This is a genomic window from Streptomyces sp. NPDC005648 (assembly GCF_040605395.1).
Lineage (GTDB): Bacteria > Actinomycetota > Actinomycetes > Streptomycetales > Streptomycetaceae > Streptomyces.
Genome location: NZ_JBEXCS010000046.1, coordinates 1 through 24,303, shown reverse-complemented (window position 1 = coordinate 24,303; position 24,303 = coordinate 1). Strand labels below are relative to the sequence as shown.

At 70.9% G+C, this 24,303-nt stretch carries 18 protein-coding genes; 4 read left to right on the top strand and 14 right to left on the bottom strand.

Features of this window, described 5'->3' with window-relative positions; translation table 11 throughout:
• Nucleotides 1-88: 88 nt before the first annotated feature.
• The 3 genes from ABZT17_RS25030 to ABZT17_RS25020 form a co-directional block, all read right to left on the bottom strand.
• A complete protein-coding gene (locus tag ABZT17_RS25030; RefSeq protein ID WP_003973401.1) occupies nt 89-328 on the bottom strand; it encodes an RNA-binding protein in 240 nt (79 codons plus the stop codon).
• A gap of 2 nt (nt 329-330) precedes the next feature.
• On the bottom strand, nt 331-750 hold the full coding sequence (gene rpsP / locus ABZT17_RS25025) for a 30S ribosomal protein S16 (protein ID WP_194040130.1): 420 nt from the start codon (nt 748-750) through the stop codon (nt 331-333).
• 287 nt (nt 751-1,037) lie between these two features.
• On the bottom strand, nt 1,038-1,634 hold the full coding sequence (locus tag ABZT17_RS25020) for a hypothetical protein (protein ID WP_356351815.1): 597 nt from the start codon (nt 1,632-1,634) through the stop codon (nt 1,038-1,040).
• Nucleotides 1,635-2,195: 561 nt separating this feature from the next.
• On the opposite strand from ABZT17_RS25020, the gene ABZT17_RS25015 reads away from it, so the two are divergent.
• Nucleotides 2,196-3,071, top strand: coding sequence for an SAM-dependent methyltransferase (locus ABZT17_RS25015; RefSeq protein WP_356351814.1), 876 nt, complete (start codon nt 2,196-2,198; stop codon nt 3,069-3,071).
• A gap of 42 nt (nt 3,072-3,113) precedes the next feature.
• On the opposite strand, the gene ftsH is transcribed toward ABZT17_RS25015, so the two are convergent.
• The 6 genes from ftsH to ABZT17_RS24985 all read right to left on the bottom strand — a co-directional run bounded on the left by ftsH (nt 3,114) and on the right by ABZT17_RS24985 (nt 12,741).
• Nucleotides 3,114-5,054 carry an ATP-dependent zinc metalloprotease FtsH gene (gene ftsH / locus ABZT17_RS25010; protein ID WP_356351813.1) on the bottom strand — a complete coding sequence of 647 codons (1,941 nt, stop codon included), beginning with the start codon at nt 5,052-5,054 and terminating at the stop codon, nt 3,114-3,116.
• Nucleotides 5,055-5,119: 65 nt separating this feature from the next.
• Nucleotides 5,120-6,673, bottom strand: a complete 1,554-nt coding sequence (gene ffh / locus ABZT17_RS25005; protein WP_356351812.1) for a signal recognition particle protein — start codon at nt 6,671-6,673, stop codon at nt 5,120-5,122.
• 114 nt (nt 6,674-6,787) lie between these two features.
• Complete coding sequence (locus tag ABZT17_RS25000; protein WP_356351811.1) at nt 6,788-9,235, bottom strand: [protein-PII] uridylyltransferase; 2,448 nt, start codon at nt 9,233-9,235, stop codon at nt 6,788-6,790.
• 24 nt (nt 9,236-9,259) lie between these two features.
• Nucleotides 9,260-9,598: a P-II family nitrogen regulator gene (locus ABZT17_RS24995; RefSeq protein WP_133046785.1), complete on the bottom strand. Its 339-nt coding sequence runs from the start codon at nt 9,596-9,598 to the stop codon at nt 9,260-9,262.
• Nucleotides 9,595-10,935 carry an ammonium transporter gene (locus tag ABZT17_RS24990; RefSeq protein ID WP_356351810.1) on the bottom strand — a complete coding sequence of 447 codons (1,341 nt, stop codon included), beginning with the start codon at nt 10,933-10,935 and terminating at the stop codon, nt 9,595-9,597. Before ABZT17_RS24990 ends, ABZT17_RS24995 begins: the two co-directional genes overlap by 4 nt.
• Before the next feature lie 321 nt (nt 10,936-11,256).
• On the bottom strand, nt 11,257-12,741 hold the full coding sequence (locus ABZT17_RS24985; RefSeq protein WP_356351809.1) for a hypothetical protein: 1,485 nt from the start codon (nt 12,739-12,741) through the stop codon (nt 11,257-11,259).
• Nucleotides 12,742-13,188: 447 nt separating this feature from the next.
• On the opposite strand from ABZT17_RS24985, the gene ABZT17_RS24980 reads away from it, so the two are divergent.
• Nucleotides 13,189-13,845, top strand: coding sequence for a bifunctional DNA primase/polymerase (locus ABZT17_RS24980; RefSeq protein ID WP_356351808.1), 657 nt, complete (start codon nt 13,189-13,191; stop codon nt 13,843-13,845).
• Nucleotides 13,846-14,118: 273 nt separating this feature from the next.
• On the opposite strand, the gene ftsY is transcribed toward ABZT17_RS24980, so the two are convergent.
• Complete coding sequence (gene ftsY, locus ABZT17_RS24975; protein ID WP_356351807.1) at nt 14,119-15,330, bottom strand: signal recognition particle-docking protein FtsY; 1,212 nt, start codon at nt 15,328-15,330, stop codon at nt 14,119-14,121.
• 103 nt (nt 15,331-15,433) lie between these two features.
• On the opposite strand from ftsY, the gene ABZT17_RS24970 reads away from it, so the two are divergent.
• On the top strand, nt 15,434-16,405 hold the full coding sequence (locus ABZT17_RS24970) for an LLM class flavin-dependent oxidoreductase (protein WP_356351806.1): 972 nt from the start codon (nt 15,434-15,436) through the stop codon (nt 16,403-16,405).
• 75 nt (nt 16,406-16,480) lie between these two features.
• Here ABZT17_RS24970 and ABZT17_RS24965 read toward each other — a convergent pair whose 3' ends face one another.
• The 4 genes from ABZT17_RS24965 to ABZT17_RS24950 all read right to left on the bottom strand — a co-directional run bounded on the left by ABZT17_RS24965 (nt 16,481) and on the right by ABZT17_RS24950 (nt 22,764).
• Nucleotides 16,481-17,899, bottom strand: a complete 1,419-nt coding sequence (locus ABZT17_RS24965; RefSeq protein ID WP_356351805.1) for a sugar porter family MFS transporter — start codon at nt 17,897-17,899, stop codon at nt 16,481-16,483.
• Nucleotides 17,900-18,076: 177 nt separating this feature from the next.
• Nucleotides 18,077-21,685, bottom strand: coding sequence for a chromosome segregation protein SMC (gene smc, locus ABZT17_RS24960; RefSeq protein ID WP_356351804.1), 3,609 nt, complete (start codon nt 21,683-21,685; stop codon nt 18,077-18,079).
• A gap of 210 nt (nt 21,686-21,895) precedes the next feature.
• Nucleotides 21,896-22,099, bottom strand: coding sequence for a hypothetical protein (locus tag ABZT17_RS24955; RefSeq protein WP_037649730.1), 204 nt, complete (start codon nt 22,097-22,099; stop codon nt 21,896-21,898).
• 383 nt (nt 22,100-22,482) lie between these two features.
• On the bottom strand, nt 22,483-22,764 hold the full coding sequence (locus tag ABZT17_RS24950) for an acylphosphatase (protein ID WP_356351803.1): 282 nt from the start codon (nt 22,762-22,764) through the stop codon (nt 22,483-22,485).
• A gap of 170 nt (nt 22,765-22,934) precedes the next feature.
• Between ABZT17_RS24950 and ABZT17_RS24945 the strand changes: the two genes are divergently transcribed.
• Nucleotides 22,935-24,089 (top strand): CAP domain-containing protein, encoded by a 1,155-nt coding sequence (locus ABZT17_RS24945; RefSeq protein WP_356351802.1) that lies wholly within the window; start codon nt 22,935-22,937, stop codon nt 24,087-24,089.
• Nucleotides 24,090-24,303 lie beyond the last annotated feature (214 nt).

Here is a 24,303-nt window from a genome sequence, read left to right as displayed (position 1 = left end):
CTTGTTCTCCTGTGGTACGACCGGTACGACTACGGGCCGGGGACGGCCCAGTGGCCCTCCCCGGCCCGAGCCGGTGCTGCGTTTGACGTCAGCGGACGTGATCCACGTCGACCAGGTCGACGCGGACACCACGGCCGCCGATGGCGCCCACGACGGTGCGCAGGGCGCGCGCGGTGCGGCCGTTGCGGCCGATCACCTTGCCGAGGTCGTCGGGGTGGACCCGGACCTCGAGAACGCGCCCGCGGCGCAGGTTGCGCGAGGCGACCTGCACATCGTCAGGGTTGTCGACGATGCCCTTCACGAGGTGCTCGAGAGCCTCCTCGAGCATGCTCAGGCCTCGGCCGACTCGGACTCGGCGGCAGCCTCGTCCTTCTTCTCCGCCTTCTTCTTCTGGGTGATCGCCTCACCCTTGCCCTCGTCGTCGCCGCCCAGGGCCTCGAAGGAGGGACGCGCCTTCTTCGGCTCGGCCACGAGCAGCGGAGCCGGGGCGGGCTCGCCCTTGAACTTCTGCCAGTCGCCGGTCTTCTTCAGGATGGCGAGGACGGGCTCGGTCGGCTGCGCGCCGACACCCAGCCAGTACGCGACACGGTCGGCGTCCACCTCGATGACCGACGGGTGGTAGGTCGGGTGGTACTTGCCGATCTCCTCGATCGCACGGCCGTCACGGCGGGTGCGGGAGTCGGCGACGACGATGCGGTAGTGAGGCGAACGGATCTTGCCCAGACGCTTCAGCTTGATCTTGACTGCCACGGGAGTGGATTCTCCTGGTTTTGACGTGGTTGGGCACGGCGAGATTGCCGCGTGGGGTTGCGGTACCCGAGTGCCCGATGGACGCGTCAGCCGGAGGAGAGAGGGGTCCTGTGCGGCTGTCGAGTACAGCCAGCCATTCTGCCACATCCTGCGCTCGCCACGGACCGAGGCCGGACGGGGGCACGCCTGAGGGGCACCCGGCGCTCAAGGCGAACCTCCGGGTGCACACCTCGGCCCGCGTGCGCGACGGACCGGCAGCCACGAGATGCCGGTGGGCCACGCCGCGACTACGCCGCCCCGACCACCTCGGGGATGCGGAACGGCTTGCCGCAGCCGCCGCACACGATCGGGGCCTGGGCCAGGACCGACGGGACGACCCGGACATTACGCCCGCAGTCGCACACGGCCTTCACCCGGACCCCGCCGCCGGAGGAGCCGTGGCGGGCGGCCGGCCCGCGGAAGCTCTTCGGGGTGTCGGCGGCGGTCGCCACCGTGTGGGCCTTCAGGGCGCGCTGGAGGCGCTCGATGGTCGGACGGTACCGGCGCTTGGCCTCGGGGTTGAGCGTGACCAGCGAGAAACCGCTGCTGGGATGCGGTTCCTCGGGGTGGTCCAGGCCCAGCTCCTCGGCGATCGCGAGGAATCTGCGGTTGTGGTACCGGCCGGCACGGGATGTGTCGCGTACGCCGCGGGCGGCGGCGATGCCGTGGACTGCCTCATGGAGCAGTCGCTCGAAGGAGAGCTCGTGACCGCACGCGGACGACGACTCTCCGATCAGGGACTCTGGCGCGGCAAGGTCCGGCAGCTCGGGGTGGTACCGCTGAATGTCGGCCCACGCCTCTGCCAGCTCTGCGGCGAGAACAGGTGGTGTCTGTGTCGTGCTCACGTAATGACAACGAGCGGGGGTGCCGCTGTGTTCCTATTCCGGGGCATCCCAAATAATTTGCACGTACCCGTCAGTTGCCGCTGATGCGTGGAGACGAGGGCCAGTGCGCTGATCTGCGGATAAGCCTCACAGCTCCTACCAAGCCGGTACGTAGCCGAACGTACGACCCGGCGTGTAGACGATGTCCACGCGCCGGTGCGGCTGTGATCCGCGGATGCGCAAGGGGCGTTTCGGTCGCTCTCGCGGCGGAAGGGCCCCGCCTCGGTAAGCGCCGGCGACGGCTGCGACGTTACCGGTCGCTCCGGCACCCCCGGGCACCGGCCCGTCGGCGGGAAGCAGACACCGTACGGCCGTCGCGCGCTCGCCGTGATGTTACGGGTCCAGGTTGCCGGGATGTGAAATCTCGCCACTCCCGCCGCCGAGCCGCAAGCAGGGCCCTGTTACCCCTGGACGAGCGGTCGAGTGCGGAGTTACCTGGCATACGGGGGCAGTGCGAGCGCACGTCACGGGGGCCACGGAATCGGGCACAGCTGTATCTCTCGGCGGATTGGGGCGCTTTACATGACACCTACGCTCGTGCGGCAGCACCTACCTCACGCGGGCGGTGCGCCCCGTGCGGATCTGTGTGCACGCGCGCGTGACTGGTCCGAGATCCAGGAGCGGATGCTGGTGCCGCTCTACGAGGCCGTCTACGAGCGACTCGAAGTGGGCGCCGGCACACGGTTGCTGGGTCTCGGCTGCGGCAGCGGGCTCGCCCTTGTGATGGCGGCGTCGAGAGGCGCGGCCGTCACCGGTGTCGACCACTCCTCCCCCGAGCGGCTCGCCCTCGCGCGGGAGCGGCTGCTCCCGGACGCGGGAGGCGCACGCGCGCGCGAGGACACCCGGATCGTGGACGGTTCGGCCGGCTCGGCCGAGGACCTGGCGGCCTCGGGCGGCGCGGAGACGCCCGCGTACACCCTGGTGACGGCTTTCGAGCCGATCGGGTGTCTGGCGGGCGACTCGGAGGGGCTCGGCGGGCTGCTGAGGGCAGCGACACCGCTCGCCGAGCGCGGGGCGCCCGTGGTGCTCGCCGGCTGGGGTCCGCCGGAGCGCTGCGCCACGTCGTCCGTGCTGCGGGTGGCCACCAGGCTGGCGGATCCGCTGCGCAGCACGGCGAGTTGGCGCCCCGCCCTGCGCGACGACCTGGAGGAGGTCGCCCAGCGGGCCGGCCTGAAGCCGGACGGCTCCGGGCGGGTCGCCTGTCCCTTCGGGTACGCCGACACGGACAGCGCGCTCCGGGGGCTGCTGTCGACGGGCCTGTTCGACGCGGCCATCACGGCGACCGACCAGACGCAGGTCGACAAGGAGCTGACGGAAGCGCTGCACCCCTATGTGCGCGCGGACGGCACGGTGTGGATGCCGAACGTCTTCCGGTACCTCATCGCGCGCGTGCCCTGAAGCGCCGTGCCCTGGAGCGCGCGAGCGCCCTGAGCGCCCCCGTCACACCTCCGCCTCCTTCCGCAGGCGGGTGATCCCGGCGATCCGGTACGCGTCCGTCTCCTCCAGGGTCTCCCTCTCCAGCAGCGCCTCGGCGAGGGCGTCCAACTGGCCGCGGTGGTCGCGCAGCTTGCGGCACGCCTCCTCGTAGCACTCGTCGACGATCCGGCGCATCTCCCCGTCGATGACGTCGAGGGTCTGCGGGGCGGCGGCGAGGCCGTAGGCCTGCTGGGCGTCGTTCGGGAGGGCGGAGAGGCGGCCGACGCGCTCGCTCATGCCCCAGCGCGCGACCATCCCGCGCGCGATGTTGGTGACCTGCTCCAGGTCGTTCTCCGCGCCGGTCGTGATCACCCCGTAGACGACCTGTTCGGCGGCCATGCCGCCGAGCGCGCCGATGATCCGGCCGCGCAGGTACTCCTCGGTGTAGGCGTACTTGTCGGACTCCGGCGTCGAGAGGGTGACGCCGAGGGCGCGGCCGCGCGGCACGATGGTGATCTTGCGGACGGGGTCGGCGCCGGGCTGGAGCATGCCGAGCAGGGCGTGGCCGCTCTCGTGATAGGCCGTGCGGCGGCGCTCCTCGGCGGGCATCACCAGGGGCCGTTCCGCACCCAGCTGGACCTTCTCCAGCGCCTCCGAGAGGTCGGACTGGGTCACCCTGCGCTGCCCCCGCTTGACGGCGAGGAGGGCGGCCTCGTTGGCGAGGTTGGCCAGTTCGGCGCCGGTCATGCCCGGGGTGGTGCGGGCGACCTGGGCCAGGTCGACCCCCTCGGCGAGCGGGATCTCCCGGGTGTGGATCTGCAGGATCGCCTCGCGGCCGCCGCGGTCCGGGGGCGAGACCATGACCACCCGGTCGAAGCGGCCGGGGCGGGTCAGGGCCGGGTCGAGGACGTCGGCGCGGTTGGTGGCGGCGATGACGATGACGCCCTCGGAGCCGGAGAAGCCGTCCATCTCGGTGAGGATCTGGTTGAGCGTCTGCTCGCGCTCGTCGTGGCCGCCCATGGCGGAACCGCCGCCGCGGGCCCGGCCGATGGTGTCGATCTCGTCGATGAAGATGATCGACGGCGCCACCTTGCGGGCCTCCGCGAACAGTTCCCGCACCCGTGAGGCACCCACACCGACGATCATCTCGATGAACTCGGAGGCGGAGGCCGAGAAGAACGGCACCCCGGCCTCCCCCGCCACCGCCCGCGCGAGCAGCGTCTTCCCGGTGCCGGGCGGGCCCGCGAGCAGCACGCCCCTCGGCATCTTGGCGCCCATCCGGCGATAGGCGTCCGGGTTCTTCAGGAAGTCGACGACGTCGTTGAGCTCGCCCGCGACCTCGTCGATGCCGGCGACGTCCTGGAAGGTGGTGCGCTTCTTGCCCGGCTCCAGCTCCACCGGCTTGGGTGGCGCCTTGCGGCCGAGCATGCCGCCCGCGCCACCCATCCCCGCGCTCATCCGCCGGGCGATGAAGACCCACACCGCGATCAGCAGCAGCATGGGGGCCAGCGAGATCAGCAGATTGGCCAGAAAACTACGGTGCTGGACGACCGGCTCCGCCGTGACCGTGACGTCGTGCGCGGTCAGGTCGTCCCAGATCTTGTCGCTCGCGAAGGTCGGCCGCTCGGTGTTGAACTTGGTGTACTTGCCACCGCCGTCCGGGTTGCTCTGCTCCTTCCTGAGCTGGCCCTGGATCGCGTTGCCCTTGGCGTAGATCTTGCTGACGTTGCCCGCGCCGACCTGCTTGCTGAACTCGGTGTACGAGATGGTCGGCTCGTTGCCCTCGTTGAAGAAGGAAAGGATCAGGTTCGCGATCAGGAACACGACCAGCGCGGTCAGGATCAGGCTCCACCAGCCGCCGCGCATCCGCCGCCCGCCCGACGGCGGCTTCTGCGGCTCCTCGGGTGTGCCCTCGGTACGCCAGGGCTGGTCGGGCGACTTGCGTGGCGGGGCGGGGTTGGTCATATCGGGACGTTACGACAACGACCAACCCCCGGCACGTCCAGCGGAGCAGGGCGCCCGACGCGGGCTCAGCCCATGAACTTCTTGAACTCGTCCGGCAGCTCGAAGTCCTGCGGGGCCTGCTGGCCGGGCACGCCGAACGCGTTGCCGCCCTGCTGGGCGGCGGCGCGGCGGGCGGCCTCCTCCTGCTCCTGCTGCTTGCGCTTCATCGGGTTGCCGGAGCGCTGCTTGCCCTTGGCCTGCTTCTGCTGCTTGCGCTGACGGCCGGGGCCGCCGCCCATGCCCGGCATCCCGGGCATCCCCGGCATGCCGCCGCCCTGGGCCATGCGGGACATCATCTTGCGGGCCTCGAAGAACCGCTCGACCAGGTTCTTGACGGCGCTGACCTCGACACCGGAACCGCGTGCGATACGGGCGCGGCGGGAGCCGTTGATGATGGTCGGGTCCTGGCGCTCGCCCGGGGTCATCGACTTGATGATGGCGGCGGTGCGGTCGACGTCCCGCTCGTCCAGGTTGTTGATCTGGTCCTTGATCTGGCCCATGCCGGGCAGCATGCCGAGCAGCTTGGAGATGCTGCCCATCTTCCTGACCTGCTCCATCTGGGCCAGGAAGTCGTCCAGGGTGAAGTCCTGGCCCTTCTTGGACGCCAGCTTGGAGGCCATCTTCTGGGCCTCTTCCTGGCTGAACGTCTTCTCCGCCTGCTCGATCAGGGTGAGCAGGTCACCCATGTCGAGGATGCGGGAGGCCATCCGGTCCGGGTGGAAGGCGTCGAAGTCCTCGAGCTTCTCACCGTTCGACGCGAACATGATCGGCTTGCCGGTGACCTGGCGGATCGACAGGGCAGCACCGCCGCGGGCGTCGCCGTCGAGCTTGGAGAGCACCACGCCGTCGAAGCCGACGCCGTCACGGAAGGCCTCGGCCGTGGTGACGGCGTCCTGGCCGATCATCGCGTCGACGACGAAGAGGATCTCGTCCGGGCTGACGGCGTCGCGGATGTCCGCGGCCTGCTTCATCAGCTCCTGGTCGATGCCGAGCCGGCCGGCGGTGTCCACGATCACGATGTCGTGGACCTTGGACTTCGCGAAGTCGATGGAGTCCTTGGCTACCTTGACCGGGTCACCCACGCCGTTGCCCGGCTCGGGTGCGTAGACGGCGACCCCGGCGCGCTCGGCGACGACGCTCAGCTGGTTCACGGCGTTCGGGCGCTGGAGGTCGGCGGCGACCAGCAGCGGCGAGTGGCCCTGCTCCTTCAGCCAGTGGCCGAGCTTGCCCGCGAGGGTGGTCTTACCGGCACCCTGCAGACCCGCCAGCATGATCACGGTGGGCGGCTGCTTGGCGAAGCGCAGACGGCGGGTCTCGCCGCCCAGGATCGTGACGAGCTCCTCGTTCACGATCTTCAGGACCTGCTGGGCGGGGTTGAGCGCCCGGGAGACCTCGGCGCCCATGGCGCGGTCCTTGACGTTCTTGATGAACGTCCGGACCACCGGCAGGGCGACGTCCGCCTCCAGGAGCGCGATGCGGATCTCGCGCGCGGTGGCGTCGATGTCCGCCTCGCTCAGACGCCCCTTGCCGCGCAGATTCTTGAAGGTCGCTGACAGGCGATCGGAGAGAGTGTCGAACACGGCGGCGTCGGTCCTCGGAGTCGGGAGCAGGGTGAGCGTCTTCCAGGGTATCTGGCTCGGCGAGACAATCGTCCCCGCCCGTGCATACAGGCCGGGCGAGGGGCCGACCCGGCGTCAGCCGCGCAGCGTCTCTTCCAGCTTCCGCGCCACGGAGGCCGCCTCCTCACCCGGCAGGGGCGCTCCCTCGGGCCCGGTCACATAGAAGGCGTCCACGGCGTTGGCGCCCAGCGTCGACACATGCATGCTGCGCACCCGCACCTTGGCGTCGTCCAGCGCCCGCCCGATCCGGTGCAGCAGGCCGGGGGCGTCCTGGGCGCGCACCTCGATGACCGTGGCGTGCCGGGAGGCGGCCGGCGCGACCGTCACTCTGGGCGGCGGGGCCACCACACCCCTGCGGCGCGGATAGGCGGCGTCGCGCTCGGCCAGGCGCCCCGCGATGTCCAGGGAGCCGTCCAGGGCCCGTACGAGGTCGGCGCGCAGCCGGGCGGCCTGCGGCAGGGAGCCGTACTCGGCGGCGACCCGCCAGTCCAGCAGCAGGACCGAGCCCTCCACGCCGTCCGGCAGGTCCAGGGCGCGCAGCTCGGCGGTGCGGACGGTCAGCCGGTGCACCGCCAGCACACCGGCGACGGCGGGCAGCACACCCGGCTGGTCCGGTACGGCGATCAGCAGCTCGACACCCAGCGGTTCCGGGTCGCCGGAGGGCTGGTCCTCGGTCGGCGGTTCGGTCTGGGCGCGCAGGGAGAGCACCGGGCTGCCGGTGGCGACCGCCTCGATGGCGAGCCGCTCCTGCTCGGCGGTGGGCGCGGCGGGCTCCGGCTCGGCCGAGCCGTTCCCGGCGAGCACGGCGGCGACGCGCTTGACCAGGTCGGCGACGAGCGAGCCCCGCCAGGACGACCAGGCGGCCGGACCGGTGGCGAGGGCGTCCGCCTCGGTCAGCGCGTGCAGCAGCTCCAGCGTGCCCTGCGAGCCGACCGCCTCGGCGACCGCGTGCACGGTGGCCGGGTCCTCCAGGTCGCGCCGGGTGGCGGTGTCGATCAGCAGCAGGTGGTGCCGTACGAGAGTCGCGAGTACGGCGACGTCGTCCCGGTCGAAGCCGATGCGCGCGGCGACGTCCTTGGCGATGATCTCGCCGGCCACCGAGTGGTCGCCGGGCCAGCCCTTGCCGATGTCGTGCAGCAGGGCGGCGACGAGCAGCAGGTCGGGGCGGTGGACACGGCGGGTGAACTCCGAGGCGCGGACGGCCGTTTCGATCAGGTGCCGGTCGACGGTCCAGATGTGCACGGCGTTGCGCTGCGGGCGGCAGCGCACCCGCTCCCAGTCGGGCAGCAGCCGGGTGATGAGCCCCTCGGCCTCCAGGGCCTCCCAGACCTCGATGGTCGGGTGGCCCGAGCCGAGCAGGGTGACCAGCTGTTCGCGCGCCTCGGCGGGCCAGGGCGTGGGCAGGGGGCGCGCGATGGCCGCCATGCGCCGTACGGCGTGCAGGGAGAGCGGGAGGCCGGCCTGTGCGGCGGCGGCCGCGGCGCGCAACGGCAGCACGGGGTCGCGCTCGGGGCGCGCGGCGCGGGCGAGCACCACCTCGCCGTCCTGTTCCACCACGCCCTCGGCGAGCGGGGAGCGCTCGGCGACCGGCTTGCCGCCGCCCAGCATGGCGCGCAGCCTCGGTCGCACGGCGCGCGAGCGCAGCACGCGCCCCACCTCGCGCCAAGTGACGTCACTGGCGTACGAAATGACGCGCGCGGCCTCGTAGACCTGGCGCAGGAGGGTGTCGGCGTCGAGCAGTCCGAGTTCGGCGGCGACCTGGTCCTGCTCCTGGAGCGCGAGCCGGTCGGTCGCGCGCCCGGTGGTGAGGTGGAGCGCGTCGCGGACGTCGAGGAGCCGGCGCCGGGCGTCGTCGAGGCCCTCGCGCGGGGCGTCGGCCAGCCAGGAGGCGGCGACGGCGCGCAGGGTGGTGGCGTCGCGCAGCCCGCCGCGCGCCTCCTTCAGATCCGGTTCCAGCAGGTACTGCAGCTCGCCCTGGCGCTCGGCGCGCTCGGCGCACAGTTCCTGCAGTTCGGGCAGGCGCTTGGGCGCCTGGTTGCGCCAGTCGGCGAGGACGGCGGTGCGCAGACCGGCGGTGAGACCGAGGTCGCCGGCGATGTGGCGGGCGTCCAGGAGACCGAGTTGGACTTTCAGATCCTCCCCGGCGGTCCTGCGGGCCTCCGCCGGGGTGCGCACCGAGTGGTCCAGAGAGAGACCGAGGTCCCAGACGGGGTACCAGAGACGGTCGGCGAGCGCGGCGACCGCCTTGCTGTCGCTGCCGTCATGGAGGAGCAGCAGGTCCAGATCGCTGCGCGGGGACAGCTCGCCGCGCCCGTAGCCGCCGACGGCGACCAGGGAGACCCCGCGCAGCCCCTCGGCTCCGGCGGCGAAGAGCCCCGTCAGCCAGTCGTCCGTCAGCGCGGACAGGGCCGCACGGCGCGGCGGCCCGGACCGCTCCCCCTCGGTGAGGAGGCGCAGCCGGGCCGCCGCGTAGCCGCTGGGTCCCGAGTCTTCTGCTTCGTTGTGAACGTCCGTACTCGACACCCAGGAGCTCCTGTTCTTTTTCTGTCAGAGCGCGTCGGGGCCGCGCTCGCCGGTCCGCACCCGGACCGCCGTCTCGACCGGGATCGACCAGACCTTGCCGTCACCGATCTTGCCGGTGCGGGCCGCCTTGACGACGACCTCGATCAGCTGCTCGGCGTCGTCGTCCTCGGCCAGTACCTCGATACGGATCTTGGGCACCAGGTCGACGGTGTACTCGGCACCGCGGTAGACCTCGGTGTGGCCCCGCTGACGACCGTAACCACTCGCCTCGGTGACCGTCAGGCCGTGGACCCCGAAGGCCTGGAGGGCTTCCTTGATCTCGTCGAGCCGGTGCGGCTTCACGACGGCGGTGATGAGCTTCATGCGTCCACCTTCTTGCTCTCCGTGGCGGCCAGGACCGAGGTGGCGGATCCGGCGATGCCACCGCCCGCGCCGCTGAAGTCGTATGCGGTCTCGGCGTGCTCTGCCTGGTCGATACCGGCGACCTCCTCGTCCTCGGTGACCCGCATGCCGATGGTCTTGTCGAGGAGGAAGGCGAGGACCGCGGAGGCGATCAGCGAGTAGGCGAGGACCGCGCCGACACCGGCGAACTGCTTCCACAGCTGGGTGAAGGAGTGGTCGCCGTAGAAGACACCGGTCGCGGTGGACTGGCCCTTGCCGGTGGCGAAGAAGCCGATGAGCAGGGAGCCGATGATGCCGCCGACCATGTGGACGCCGACGACGTCGAGCGAGTCGTCGTAGCCGAACTTGAACTTCAGGCCGACCGCGGCGGCGCAGGCGACACCGGCGATGGCACCGACGGCGATCGCGCCGAGCGGGGAGACCGCACCACCGGACGGGGTGATCGCGACCAGACCCGCGACCGCGCCGGAGGCGGCGCCCAGCGTGGTGAACGCGCCGTGGCGGATCTTCTCGTAGGCGAGCCAGGCGAGCATGGCGGCGGCGGTGGCGACCTGGGTGTTGACGAACATCAGCGCGCCGACGCCGTCATCGTTGCCGAGCCAGGAGCCCGCGTTGAAGCCGAACCAGCCGAACCACAGCAGACCGGCACCGAGCATCACCAGCGGGAGGCTGTGCGGGCGCATCGGGTCCTTCTTGAAGCCGACGCGCTTGCCGATGACCAGGATGACGCCGAGGGCGCCGGCACCGGCGTTGATGTGGACCGCGGTACCACCGGCGAAGTCGATCACACCGAGCTTGAAGGCCCAGCCGTCGGAGCCCCAGACCCAGTGGGCGACCGGGACGTAGACGACCGTCAGCCACAGGGCGACGAAGAGCGACCACGCCGAGAACTTGACGCGGTCCGCGAGGGCGCCGCTTATCAGGGCCGGCGTGATGATCGCGAACATCATCTGGAAGACCATGAACACGAAGATCGGGATGGTGTAACCGGGCCAGAGCTCGGTGAGGCCGACCTTGTGGAGTCCGAACCAGTCGGTGTCCCAGCCGATCAGGCTGTTGTTCGTGCCGAAGGCGAGGGAGAAACCGTAGAGCACCCACAGAATGGTGACGATGCCGATGCTGATGAAGCTCATCATCAGCATGTTCAGAGTGCTCTTGACCCGGACCATGCCTCCGTAGAAGAAGGCGAGACCCGGCGTCATGATCAGCACCAGGGCGGATGCGATCAGCATGAAGCCTGTATTGGCGGAGGACAGCTTGGGTGCCTCCGCGGCAAGCGTGATGGCGGCTGATGCCATCGGCGTCTCCTCGTCGGTTGTACGGCCCCGTGCGGGTCGGAGCGTGTGAGCGGTCCGGTCAAAAGGGGTGGGCCGGTTATGCGCCATGAGATTGGCGTAGCGCGGTTTCGGTGGAAGCCCCTGGTTGTTTCACCGGAGTGACGAAGACGCCCTGTGTGTTACGCGTCGATGAACTGCCGGATGTCCGGCCGCGCGATCGTTATCGTGGCGCAACCTTCGTAGAAGGAAGAAACCGGCCACGGACAGCCTTCCGATGACCTGGCACGGGGGAGCCGAGTCGGGCAGTTCGGGAGGGCCGGCCGTGGCCGGGGCACAAGGGATTCAGACCGCCTCGGCGGTCTCCGGCAGCTCGATCGCGAGCTTCTCGGTGAGGTCCACGACCGCGGCGAGATCCCCGAAGTCGCGTACAGCCGTGTCGACGGTCTTTCGGATACGAGTGTTCACGCGCTCGGAGCGGACCTTCTTGGCGACCTGCATGGCCCGCTCGGCCAGCACCGCGCTCCGCTCGGGCTCACGCCGCAGCAGGTGCACGGTGGCCAGCCCGATCAGATTGAGTGCGTACGACCGCTGGTGCTCGGTGTCCTCGGCGAACAGGTCGACGGCCCGCTGCATCACGGGCTCGGCCAGCGAGGCGTACGTCGGGCTGCGGCCCGCGACATAGGCGAGGTCGCGGAAGGAGTGGCTGTTCTCCCCGTGCAGCTCGGCCTCGGAGAAGAAGCGGATCCAGTCGGGCTCCGGGTCGTCCCACTCCTCGATGTCGGCATAGGTGTCCTCGGCCATCCGCACCGCCCGCTTGCACTTGCCGGGCTGGCCCATGTTGGCGTAGGCACGGGCCTCCATCGCATACAGCATCGACTGGGTGCGCGGGCTCGCGCAGTCCCGGCTGCCGTACTGCGCGAGGTGGATCAGCTCCAGGGCGTCGTCGGGCCGGCCGAGGTGGATCATCTGGCGGCTCATGCTGGACAGCACGTACGAGCCGAGGGGCCGGTCGCCGGCCTCCTTGGCGGCGTGCAGGGCGAGCACGAAGTACTTCTGGGCGGTGGGCTGCAGCCCGACGTCGTACGACATCCAGCCCGCGAGCTCGGCCAGCTCGGCGGCGACCTTGAACAGCTTGCGGGTGGTGGCCTCGGGCTGGGGTTCCTGGAGCAGGTCGGTCACCTCGTGCAGCTGGCCCACGACCGCCTTGCGGCGCAGACCGCCGCCGCACTGGGCGTCCCACTGGCGGAACATCACCGTGGTGGACTCCAGGAGCTCCAGCTCGGGCCGGGACAGACGGCCGCCGCGGCGGCTCGCGGGGGTCGGCTCGGGCTCCGGCTGCGCGGCTCCGGGGCCGGGCACCAGCCAGCGCTGCATCGGCTCGATGAGGGACGGGCCCGCGGACAGGACCAGCGAGGTCCCGAGGAAGCCGCGCCGCGCCAGCATCAGGTCGCTGCGCGAGAACTCGCTGAGCAGCGCCACCGTCTGCGGGCCCGTCCAGGGCAGGTCGACGCCGGTCGCGGAAGGTGACTGGCGTGCCGCGCGCAGGCCGAGGTCCTCGACGGAGACCACCAGGCCGAAGCGCTCGGAGAACAGCTCGGACAGGATCCTGGGGATGGGCTCGCGAGGGTTCTCGCCGTCCAGCCAGCGGCGCACCCGGGAGGTGTCCGTGGAGATGTGATTGGCGCCCAACTGGCGTGCCCTGCGGTTGACTTGGCGGGCGAGTTCGCCCTTCGACCAGCCGCTGCGGACGAACCACGACGTGAGCAGCTCGTTCGGGCGCTTGTCCGTGCCGGCCGCTGCCGCCCCGCTTCCGCCGTTGCCGCTCACTGGAACGCCCCCATCCCTGAGACCACTTGTCGCTGAGTGCGCCAAGCCCTATCAGAATGCCGGTAAATAGGTCTCCCCGTCCGGTAGTTCTCACCCTTCGAACGGAAAGCCGGGTTGCCTCCGGCATACCCACGAGTGCATGTGCCCCCAGGACTCGTGCACTCAAAGTAATCCTACGATCACGGGTCCAGCCATGGCGATCCCGGAAACGCCACCATTCGCCACCCCTTCGAATGAACTCACGGCGGCTTCCACACGATTCACTTGACATAGGACGGCCGGGAGTAGGCGGAGCGATGCACTCAGGGGCGCGCGCCGTCGAGTTCACCACCCGGGGCACTTCGGAGCGCCGCCTGAACCGAGCGGATCCGGTGATCCCGGAACACACAGGGTCACGTTCCGCATTCGTGTCGTAACCACCGACGCGTCGGACACGTTGGAGGGGGCATGGGGTTCACGATCGGTGGCATCCGGGAGATGCGCTCCGGCGCGCGCAGGCGCGGCCGCTCCTCGGAGTGCACCGCCGTCGCCGAGTTCACCGGCCTGTGGGGCTGGGACGTCGTGGCGGGCGCGCGGGCCGCCGGGGGCGCGTGTTCCTGCGGTGACCGTGACTGCCCCGCGCCGGGGGCGCATCCGCTGGACTTCGCGCCGCAGGTCCGGGCGGGCGCAACCCTCGACGAAGTGACCAAGACCTGGGGCGAGTTCCCCGGCGCGTCGGTGATGCTCGCGGTCGGCGGCGCGTTCGACGTCATCGAGGTGGCCGAACCGGCCGGCCGCAACGCGCTGGTCCGTCTGGAGCGCATGGGCCTGCCCCTAGGCCCGGTCACCGCCACCCCCGAGGGCCGCGCCCAGTTCCTCGTCGCCCCCGGCGCCGCCGCCGAGCTGCCCGACCTCCTCTACCGCATGGGCTGGGACGACCCGACCGCCCTCGACCTGCGCGCCCTCGGCCCCGGCACCCACATCACGGCTCCGCCCTCCGACCGCGCCGGCCTCGGCCCGGTGCGCTGGCTGCGCCCACCGTCCCTGGACACGGCGACGAGGCCGCCGGCGGCCCGGCTGCTGCTGGGGACGCTGGCCTATGTGGCGCACCGCTCCCGGGCGTAGCCGTACACAGCGAAGCGCCCGCTCCCGACTGCACCTCGGGGGCGGGCGCTTCCCACAAGTTCCCGGCGGGTGCATCCCCCCACCGGCCTGCCAGAGCCGGTTCCGGCCCTAGGGGGTGTTTCGAAAGTCCCGCACAGCACCCACGGCGCCCGGCACGCACTCTCGCCGCACCGGTCGAAACCCCGAGTACGTCCAGTACGAGGGCTTTCGTCCGGCACGCCGAGAGCACGCACCGGACACCGCGGGCACCGCACAGGACTTTCGAAACACCCCCTAGTCGCCGATAAGGGCGTCAACGAACGCCTCCGGCTCGAACGGCGCGAGGTCGTCCGCGCCCTCGCCCAGGCCGACCAGCTTGACCGGCACGCCCAGCTCACGCTGGACCGCGACCACGATGCCGCCCTTGGCCGTGCCGTCCAGCTTGGTGAGGACGATGCCGGTGATGTCGACGACCTCGGCGAACACCCGGGCCTGGACGAGACCGTTCTGCCCGGTGGTGGCGTCGAGGACGAGCAGGATCTCGTCCAGCGGGGCCTGCTTCTCCACGACCCGCTTCACCTTGCCGAGCTCGTCCATGAGCCCGGTCTTGGTGTGCAGCCGCCCGGCGGTGTCGATGAGGACCACGTCGGACCCCATCTCCTTGCCCTCCTTCACCGCGTCGAAGGCGACGGAGGCGGGGTCGCCGCCCTCGGGCCCGCGCACGGTGTGGGCGCCGACCCGCTCGCCCCAGGTCTGCAGCTGGTCGGCGGCGGCGGCGCGGAAGGTGTCGGCGGCACCCAGGACGACCGAGCGGCCGTCGGCGACCAGGACCCGGGCGAGCTTGCCGGTGGTGGTGGTCTTGCCGGTGCCGTTGACGCCGACGACCATCACGATGCCCGGCTTGCTGGTCTCGGGCTCGGTCCGCACGGTGCGGTCGAAATCGGTGCCGACCAGCTTGAGCAGTTCCTCGCGCAGCAGGCCGCGCAGCTCCTCGGGGGTCCGGGTGCCGAGCACCTTGACCCGCTCGCGCAGGCCGTCGACCAGCTCCTGGGTGGGGGCCACACCGACGTCGGCGGTGAGCAGGATGTCCTCGATCTCCTCCCAGGTGTCCTCGTCGAGGTGCTCGCGCGACAGCAGCGTGAGCAGCCCCTTGCCGAGGGCGTTCTGGGAGCGGGAGAGGCGGGCACGGAGGCGGACGAGCCGGCCGGCGGTCGGCTCGGGGACCTCGATCGGGGGAGCCTCGAGATCGGGGACGGCGGGCGGCTCCTCGACGGCGACCGGCGCCGAGCCGTCCGGAAGATCCACCTCCTCTATCGTCCGGCGCGGTTCGTCGCGCGGCGTCTCGGCCTCGTCGCCGACATGCGGCTCGGCCGGCGGGGCGGTGATGTCGGGCGCGGCGGGGGGCGGCGGGGGCAGCGACTTCTTGCGCCGGCTGCCGACGACGAGCCCACCGAGCGCGCCGAGCACGACCACGGCGATGACTACAGCAAGGATGACGGTTTCCATAACGCGTCCAGTATCAGTCATGGAGTCCTGCGACACCCCTCTGGATGTCTGACACACCGTCAGCTAACGTCCCCCTCCACACCCGCCCGGTGAAGGGGGCCCCATGCCCGTCACGGTCGTACGTTTCAACCTCGTCGAACCCGGCGCCACCCCCGCCTCGCTCGGCGAGCGCTACCGAGCGGCCGTGGAGATGGCCGTCTACGCCGACGAGCACGGCGTCACCACCGTCCAGACCGAGGAGCACCACGGCGTCGGCAACAACTGGCTGCCGTCGCCGTTCGCCTTCGCGGGCGCGGTGTTCGGGGCGACCCGCCGGATCGCGGTGACCGTGTCCGCGGTCATCGGCCCGCTGCACGACCCCCTCCGTCTGGCCGAGGACATCGCCGTGCTCGACCTGCTCAGCGGCGGGCGGCTGGTGACGGTCGCCGGGATCGGGTACCGGCCCGAGGAGTACGCCCAGTTCGGGGTCGAGTGGAAGCGCCGGGGCCGGCTGCAGGACGAGCTCCTGGAGACCGTCCTCAAGGCCTGGACCGGCGAGGAGTTCACCTACCGGGGGCGTACGGTACGGGTCACCCCGCGCCCCTTCACCGACCCGCACCCCCTGCTCCTGGTCGGCGGCTCCTCCAGGGCCGCCGCCCGCCGGGCCGCCCGCCTTGGCCTGCCGTTCTTCCCCAGCGCGCATCTGCCGGAGCTGGAGGCCTACTACAAGGAGCGGCTCGTCGAGTACGGCACCGAGGGCTGGACCATGATGCCGACCGCCGAGACCCCGCTGCTGCACATCGCCGAGGACCCGGACCGGGCGTGGGCGCGGCACGGGGAGCACTTCCTGCACGAGGCCCGGACGTACGCCTCCTGGCAGTCCGGGGACATCACGTCGGCGGTGAAGTCGGCGGCCACCACCGTGGACGAGCTGCGCGCCGAGGGCGTCTACCGGATCCTGACCCCGGACCAGTGCGTGGAGCAGGGCCTCGACAACCTCGTACTGCATCCGCTGGCCGGTGGGATGCCGGTGGCGGAGGGATGGCGGAGCCTGCGGCTGTTCTGCGAGGACGTGCTGCCCCGGCTCGGGGGGTGAGCCGGGGCAGCACGTCCTGCGGATACGGGGAGAAGGGCAGCGGGGACTTGGCCCGTCTCCCCGGTCTCGGGGGCGTCAGCCCATCTCCTCCAGCGCCTTGCCCTTCGTCTCCTTGACGAACCTGAGGACGAACGGCACGGAGAGCGCGGCGAAGACCGTGTAGATCACGTAGGTCGCGGAGAGGTTCCAGTCGGACAGGGACGGGAAGCTCGCGGTGATGGCCCAGTTGGCGATCCACTGCGCGGAGGCGGCCACGCCCAGGGCGGCGGCGCGGATCCTGTTCGGGAACATCTCACCGAGCATGACCCAGACGACCACCCCCCAGGACAGGGCGAAGAAGAGGACGAAGACATGGGCGGCCACCAGGGCGGTCCAGCCCTGCGCGGCCGGCAGCCTGCCGTCCACCAGGTCGTAGGAGAAGGCCCAGGCCTCCAGCGCCAGGCCGACGACCATGCCGACCGAGCCGATCAGGGCCAGCGGCCTACGGCCGACGCGGTCCACGAAGATCATGGCGATCACGGTGCCGACGATGTTGATGATCGACGTCGTGAAGGAGTAGAAGAACGAGTCCGTCGGGTCGACGCCCACCGACTGCCACAGGGTCGAGGAGTAGTAGAACGCGACGTTGATGCCCACGAACTGCTGGAAGACCGACAGCCCGATACCGATCCAGACGATCGGCTTGAAGAAGAAGCCACCGCCGAGCAGGTCCTTGAAGGTGGACTTGTGCTCGCTCTTCATGGCGAGCTCGATCTCGTCGACGCGGGCGTCCAGGTCCCGGTGCTCCCCCTCGACCTCGGCGAGGATCTCCCGGGCGCGCTCACGCCTGCCGACGGAGATCAGGAAGCGGGGCGACTCGGGGATGGCGAAGGAGAGCAGGCCGTAGAGGACGGCCGGGATCACCATGACGCCGAGCATGACCTGCCAGGCCTCGAGACCCATCAGCGTGCCGCGCTGGTCACCGCCCGCCGCGTTCAGCAGGCCCCAGTTGACCAGCTGCGAGATGGCGATGCCGATGACGATCGCGGCCTGCTGGAAGGACCCGAGACGGCCGCGGTACGCCGGCGGGGCGACCTCGGCGATGTAGGCGGGGCCGATGACGGAGGCCATGCCGATGGCGAACCCGCCGACGACCCGCCAGAGGGCGAAGTCCCACAGCGCGAAGGGCAGCGCCGACCCGACGGCACTGACCGTGAACAGCGCGGCGGCGATCTGCATGACCCGGATGCGGCCGATGCGGTCGGCTATCCGGCCGGCGTAGGCGGCGCCGATGGCACAGCCGATCAGGGCGATGGCGATGACCTGGGCGAGGGCCGCGGAGCCGATGTCGTAGCGGCTGCGGATGGCCTCGACGGCGCCGTTGATCACGGAGCTGTCGTAGCCGAAGAGGAAACCGCCCATCGCGGCCGCCGCCGCGATGAAGATGACATGCCCGAGGTGATCGGGATGAGCCGAACCGGCTCCTGACTGCTGTGCCTGTGCTGTGCTGGTCACGCTCAACTCCTAAGGCCATCGGCAACGCTGCCTGAAGGCAAGAACAACGATCTCGACTCTATGTCTTCAAGTTTCGAAATCACCAGGCGCAGCGATGTGAGATAGCAGGCACGGATGAGGATGTTGGATTCAAGAGTTGAAGAAATGGAAACGGCGAGGGTCGCGTCGGCCGCCGAGCTAGCGGAGCCGCTGGCTGATCACCTTGGAGACACCGTCGCCCTGCATGGAGACGCCGTAGAGGGCGTCGGCGACCTCCATCGTCCGCTTCTGGTGCGTGATCACGATGAGCTGCGAGGCCTCCTGCAGCTCCTGCATGATCCGGATGAGCCGCTGGAGGTTGGTGTCGTCGAGGGCCGCCTCGACCTCGTCCATGACGTAGAAGGGACTCGGCCGGGCCTTGAAGATCGACACCAGCAACGCCACGGCGGTGAGTGACCGCTCGCCACCGGAGAGCAGGCTCAGCCGCTTGACCTTCTTGCCCGGCGGACGCGCCTCGACATCCACGCCCGTGGTGAGCATGTTGTCGGGGTCGGTCAGGATGAGCCGCCCCTCACCACCGGGGAACAGCCGACTGAAGACGCCCTCGAACTCGCGGGCGGTGTCCCAGTAGGCCTCGGTGAAGACCTGCTCGACGCGCTCGTCGACCTCCTTGACGACCTGGAGCAGATCGGCGCGGGTCTTCCGCAGGTCCTCCAGCTGCTCGCTGAGGAACTTGTGGCGCTCCTCCAGGGCGGCGAACTCCTCCAGGGCGAGCGGGTTGACCTTGCCGAGCTGCTGGTAGGCGCGCTCGGCGGCTTTGAGGCGCTTCTCCTGCTCGGCCCGGTGGAAGGTCCTGGGCTGGTTGCGCGGGTGCTCGGGGTCCTCGGGCAGCTCCTCGCCCTCGGCCGGCAGCGAGGGCGGTACGAGCTGGTGCGGGCCGTACTCCTCGACCAGGCCGGCCGGCTCGACGCCCAGCTCCTCCAGCGCCTTGGTCTCCAGCTGCTCGATCCGCATCCGCTTCTCGGCGCCGAGGACCTCCCCTCGGTGCACGGAGTCGGTGAGCTTGTCGAGTTCGGACTTGAGGTCGCGGCCGGTGGAGCGGGCCGCGGTGAGGTCCTGCTCCCGGCGGGCCTTGGCGGCCTCGGCGGCGGCACGCTCCTGCTCGGCCCGGGAGACCGAGACCTCGACGTGCGCGAGCAGCTGGCGGGCGCCGGAGGCCACGGCCTCCGCCACGGCCGCCTCGTGCCGCAGCCGCGCCCGCCGCTGCTCGGCACGCGCGCGTGCCTCGCGTTCCGCGCGGGCGGCACGGTCGAGGGAGTCGGCGCGGCCGGCCAGGCCCTTGACGCGTTCCTCGTGCGTACGGACCTGGAGGCGGGCCTCCATCTCGGTCTGGCGGGCGTTGGCGCCGTCGGCGGCCAGCCGGTCCCGTACGGAGGTGTCGGGCTCCTCCTCGACCGGCATCTCCTCGGCCACGGCGAGGCGTTCGGCGAGTTCCTCGACGTCCTGGAGGGCCTTGTCGAGGGCGTCCTGGGCGCGGGCCGCCGCCGCGACGGACCGCTCGGCCTCGCCCGCGGCTCCCCTGGCCTGCCCCGCGAGACGGCCGAGCTGCTGGGCCACGGCCGACTTCTCGCGGTCCGCCGCTCGGCGTCGCTCCCCCAGCTCCTCCACCAGGGCTGCGCATTGCCGGCGGCGCTCCTGTGCCGCGTGCTGGGACTCGGTGAGTTCCTCGCAGCGGACGGCCAGCTCTTCGAGTGCGGCGGCGGCCTCGTCCACGGAGGCCTGTACTTCGAGGAGGCTGGGGGCGCCCGCGGAGCCGCCGTGGGCGAAGTGGGAGCCGAGGAGGTCGCCTTCGGCGGTGACGGCGGTGAGGTGGGGCTGGGAGTAGACCAGTTCCTCGGCGTCTTCGAGGGTGGGGACGACGACGATGCCCTGGAGGAGGCGGCGGACCGCCGGCATCAGGTCGGAAGGTGCGCGGACGAGATCTGCCGCGTGCTGACGTGTGGCGTCCGCGGGGCCGTCGTGGCTGGTCGCGCCCCGCGGCGGAGCCGCAAATGGTTGCAGTCCCGCGTCCCTCAGGGGCGCCTCCTGCGACCCGGCGAGAAGCAGTGCCGCACGTCCTCCGTCCTGCTTGCGCAGCAGGCGGATCGCGTCCGCCGCAGCCGAGGGGGATGTCACGGCGATCGCGTCCGCCGCCGCTCCGAAAGCCGCCGCCAGTGGGACTTCGTAGCCCGGGGTGACGGTCAACAGCTCCGCTGCCGGGCCCAGCAGGCCGGAGAGACGATCCTTCGCTCCGAGCAGGGCGCCCGTGCCGTCCTTGCGGCGCAGGCCCAGGGCCAGGGCCTCGTGGCGGGCCTGGGTCGCCGCGCGTCTGCGTTCCGCCGTCGTCGCCGCCTCGCGGGCGGCGCTCAGCTGTGCCTCCGCCTCGGCCAGCGCGGCCTTGGCGGCCTCGTGCCGCTCGGCCAGTTCCGTGTCGCCGGCGTCGAGTTCGTCGACCTCGGCCTTCAGCGCCTCGTACTCCTCCTGGGCGACGACCGCGCGCTCCTGTGCCTCGTCCCTCGCCGCGGCCAGCCGGTCGATCTCGGCCTGGGCCGAGGCGGCGCGCGAGCGGGCCGCGTTGACCTGGCCGTTGAGGCGGGCCAGGCCCTCGCGGCGGTCGGCGATGGCGCGGGCCACGTCCTTGAGGCGGCGTTCCTCCTGGGTGAGGGCACGCTCCAGCTCGGCGCGGTGGGCGACCGTGTCCTCCAGGGCGTGCTCGGCCGCTTCCAGGGCCGCTTCGAGTTCGGCCTCCTGCTCACGGATGCGGTGGGCCTCGCGCTCCATGTCCTCGGGGTCACGGCCGCGCCGCTCCTCGGGCGGTGCGGAGGTCGCGCTCTTCACGCGCGCGTCGGCGAGCGAGATGGTGCCGCGGACGCGCTCGGCGAGCTGGGAGAGTTCGTACCAGGTCTGCTGGGCGCGCTGGAGGCGCGGGGTGAGGCGGCGGACCTCGTCCTCCAGGAGGGCCTCGCGCTGCTGGGCCTTCTTCAGCTCCTGCTCGACGGCTTCCTTGCGTTCCTTGAGCGCGGCCTCGTCGGCGATCTCGGTCTGCAGCGCCTGGCGCAGTCGTACGAGATCGTCGGCGAGCAGGCGCAGGCGGGCGTCGCGGAGGTCCGCCTGGATGACGGCGGCCCGCCTGGCCACGGCGGCCTGGCGGCCCAAGGGCTTGAGCTGGCGGCGGAGTTCGTCGGTGAGGTCCTGGACGCGCGCGAGGTTGGCCTGCATCGCGTCGAGCTTGCGCAGGGCCTTCTCCTTGCGCTTGCGGTGTTTGAGGACTCCGGCCGCCTCCTCGATGAAGGCGCGGCGGCCCATGGGGTCGGCGTGCAGCACGGAGTCGAGCTGGCCCTGGCCGACGATGACATGCATCTCACGGCCGATGCCGGAGTCGGAGAGAAGGTCCTGGATGTCCAGGAGGCGGCAGGTGTCGCCGTTGATCTGGTACTCGCTGCCGCCGTTGCGGAACATGATCCGCGTGATGGTGACCTCGGCGTACTCGATGGGCAGCGCCCCGTCGGAGTTGTCGATGGTCAGGGACACCTCGGCGCGGCCCAGCGGGGGGCGGCCGGTGGTGCCGGCGAAGATGACGTCCTCCATCTTGCCGCCGCGCAGCGACTTGGCGCCCTGCTCGCCCATGACCCAGCTGAGGGCGTCGACGACGTTGGACTTGCCCGAGCCGTTCGGTCCCACGACACACGTGATGCCCGGCTCGAACCGGAGCGTGGTCGCCGAGGCGAACGACTTGAACCCACGGAGGGTCAGGGCCTTGAGGTGCACGCCGCTGGACTCTACCTTCCGGGGGTGTCTCACTCCATGAACCCGCGGTTTCACCCTTGAACGTGCAGGGCACACCAAACGTTAAAGAGAGTGGAAGGGTGCCGGGGGAAAGAAAGAAGGGACGCCGAAGCGTCCCTTGCAAACTCTGACAACGTAAGCGGTTGACACGGGCGGCCCAACCACTGCTGTCGTTGTTCGAGCAGGCAGTGATCAGGTGAGCGCAGGCTCCGCCTGGTGTGCGTCGATGCTCTCCAGAAGCGAGTCGTGAGAAGCGGCAGCCGCGAGCGCGTCGTTCTCGGCCTGGATCCGTACGAGCTCGGATTCGAGGTCCTGTACGCGCTGCTGAAGCCGTCGCATCTCGGCAATGAGTCGCGGGTCGGAGCCGCCGACGTAACCGAGAAGCGCCTTTGCCATGATGGATGGTCCTCCACACTGAGTGACCGACCGAAGCGGTGTGGGTCGTGAGGGATTCGCACCCGCGATGCTTGGCACTGTTGAGTTTGTGCTGCCGTTCATCCATGCCAAACAGCTAAGGTGCGCGGGGTGCATTCAGCGTCTCACCAAAAAGTTTGACGGTCAACACGATCACGCCCCGTATTGGCGGGCAACCCGGGGGCAGACGGCCTGAAACCGGCGGTGCTGCGACTCCTGCGGGCCCCTCGGGGCGTGACGATCATTCTTGGGTGCGGAGCCTGCCAGAACTAGCGGTTCTTGGCAACCACCAGCGCATTTCTGCTCGGGGCAACTGCCGGTGGCACGTCCCTCCGCTTCCGCCTGGGCCGCTTTACAGAAAGACCTCAGCGGATGGCGAAGCCGTCGTAACCCCCACGAGGTGTGTCCCAGATCTCGGTGACACCCTCCACGCGCCCGGGCGTGTCGTCACCCAGAAGCCAGTCCAGAAGTCCCTCACAGCGCTCCCGCGGGCCCTCGGCGACCACCTGGACCCGTCCGTCGCCCAAATTGAGAGCAAAACCACTCAGGGAGCCGAGCTCCAGGGCCTTGGCCCGTGTGAACCAGCGGAAACCCACGCCCTGCACGCGTCCACGCACCCAGGCGACCAGTCGCACATCCTCGCTCATGGGTGCAACCTAACCGGCCAATGTCTCTCTGGACACTTCGTCCTCTGGCGCCATGCGGTACCGTCCCCTGCCAATGAATCTCATACGAAACTCACTCGAACGTGTGAGTTTCGTGACCATGGTCGACCGGGGGGACGTGTCGATCGCCATGACGAGGAAGGCCAGGACACATGGGACGCCACCGACGCTCCGCCGCCGGCCGCGCCGCCACGGGCCGCGCCACGGGGGTCACAGGAACGGACGGCTCGTACACGGGCAGCTACACCACCCAGTACGCCCCCCAGCAGAACTCGCACAGGTACGACTACAGCTATGACCCGCCGGAGGCGTTCGCCGGCGAGGAACCGAGCGGCCCGGGCGGCCCGGGCACCGCGCCCTATCTGCACTCCGCTCCGGAACCCGACGGGCACGCCGAGGCCTCCGCGCGCAGCGCCGCATATCTGTTCGCCACCGAGGAGGACTACGCCACGGTCTTCCCCGAGCACGGGCACGCCCGCGGCAGGGGCGGGCGGGGCGGCGGTTCACGCCGGCGCAAGAAGAGGGTCGTCACCCCGGTGAAGACCGGGCTGCTCGGTGTCTCGGCGGCCGTGGCGATCGGCACGGTGGCGGTCGCCACCGGTGCGGTGCCCGGCCTGCAGAACTACAAGCTCGGCGGTGGTGGCGGCGACGGCAAGGTGCAGGCCGCGAGCACGCCGACCAACTCGGCGAGCGAGCAGGGCGGCACCGCGGGCAGCGTCCAGGGCCGGGACGACGGCTCGTCGACGAGCCGGGACGCGGACCGCGCGTCCTCGCCCTCCCCCGCGCCGAGCGTGTCCGCCTCCACGGCGGTGCCGAGCGAGGCGCCGACGAAGAAGCCGAAGGCCACGCCCAGCAAGACGCCGGAGGCGACGCCCTCGCAGCAGGAGACCTCGGCGCCGCAGACCTCCGCGCCGGTGGCGGTCACCGCGCAGGCCGCCGCCGAGGCCGAGGTGCTGAAGCTGGTGAACGACGAGCGGACCAAGGTCGGCTGCAGCCCCGTCGCCGCGAACAGCACGCTGACGGAGCTGGCGGAGAACTTCAGCGCCGCCATGGCGGCGCAGGACTTCTTCGACCACACCGACCCGAGCGGGGCGACCCCGTGGGACCGGGCGGCGAAGCTCGGCATCACCAGCCTCGGCGGCGAGAACATCGCCCGGGGGCAGGCCGACGCGGCCGCGGTGATGGACGCCTGGATGAACAGCCCCGGCCACAAGGCCAACATCCTGAACTGCGACTTCAAGACCCTGGGGGTCGGGGTGCACTTCGGGTCGGGCGGCCCCTGGTGGACGCAGGACTTCGGCTACTAGGGCGTGTTGCGAAAGTCCCGTCGTCCGCCCGGAGGGCGGGCCGGGCGGCGTCATGGGGGTCCCCCCGCGCGAGGTTGTTCGAGCGTGGGGGAGCGTGCCCTCGGCGTGCCGGGCGGAAGCCCTCGTACTGGTTGTACGTGGGTTTTCGCCCGGTGCGGCGAGAGTGCGTGCCAGGCGTCGCCCGGCAGGCGGGACTTTCGCAACACGCCCTAGG

Bases quoted from the DNA above. Each gene is read 5' to 3' on its own strand.
- ABZT17_RS25030 (WP_003973401.1), bottom strand. From the start codon at position 328: ATGCTCGAGGAGGCTCTCGAGCACCTCGTGAAGGGCATCGTCGACAAC.
- ABZT17_RS25015 (WP_356351814.1), top strand. From the start codon at position 2,196: ATGACACCTACGCTCGTGCGGCAGCACCTACCTCACGCGGGCGGTGCG.
- ftsH (WP_356351813.1), bottom strand. From the start codon at position 5,054: ATGACCAACCCCGCCCCGCCACGCAAGTCGCCCGACCAGCCCTGGCGT.
- ABZT17_RS24995 (WP_133046785.1), bottom strand. From the start codon at position 9,598: ATGAAGCTCATCACCGCCGTCGTGAAGCCGCACCGGCTCGACGAGATC.
- ABZT17_RS24990 (WP_356351810.1), bottom strand. From the start codon at position 10,935: ATGGCATCAGCCGCCATCACGCTTGCCGCGGAGGCACCCAAGCTGTCC.
- ABZT17_RS24980 (WP_356351808.1), top strand. From the start codon at position 13,189: ATGGGGTTCACGATCGGTGGCATCCGGGAGATGCGCTCCGGCGCGCGC.
- ftsY (WP_356351807.1), bottom strand. From the start codon at position 15,330: ATGGAAACCGTCATCCTTGCTGTAGTCATCGCCGTGGTCGTGCTCGGC.
- ABZT17_RS24970 (WP_356351806.1), top strand. From the start codon at position 15,434: ATGCCCGTCACGGTCGTACGTTTCAACCTCGTCGAACCCGGCGCCACC.
- ABZT17_RS24955 (WP_037649730.1), bottom strand. From the start codon at position 22,099: ATGGCAAAGGCGCTTCTCGGTTACGTCGGCGGCTCCGACCCGCGACTC.
- ABZT17_RS24950 (WP_356351803.1), bottom strand. From the start codon at position 22,764: ATGAGCGAGGATGTGCGACTGGTCGCCTGGGTGCGTGGACGCGTGCAG.
- ABZT17_RS24945 (WP_356351802.1), top strand. From the start codon at position 22,935: ATGGGACGCCACCGACGCTCCGCCGCCGGCCGCGCCGCCACGGGCCGC.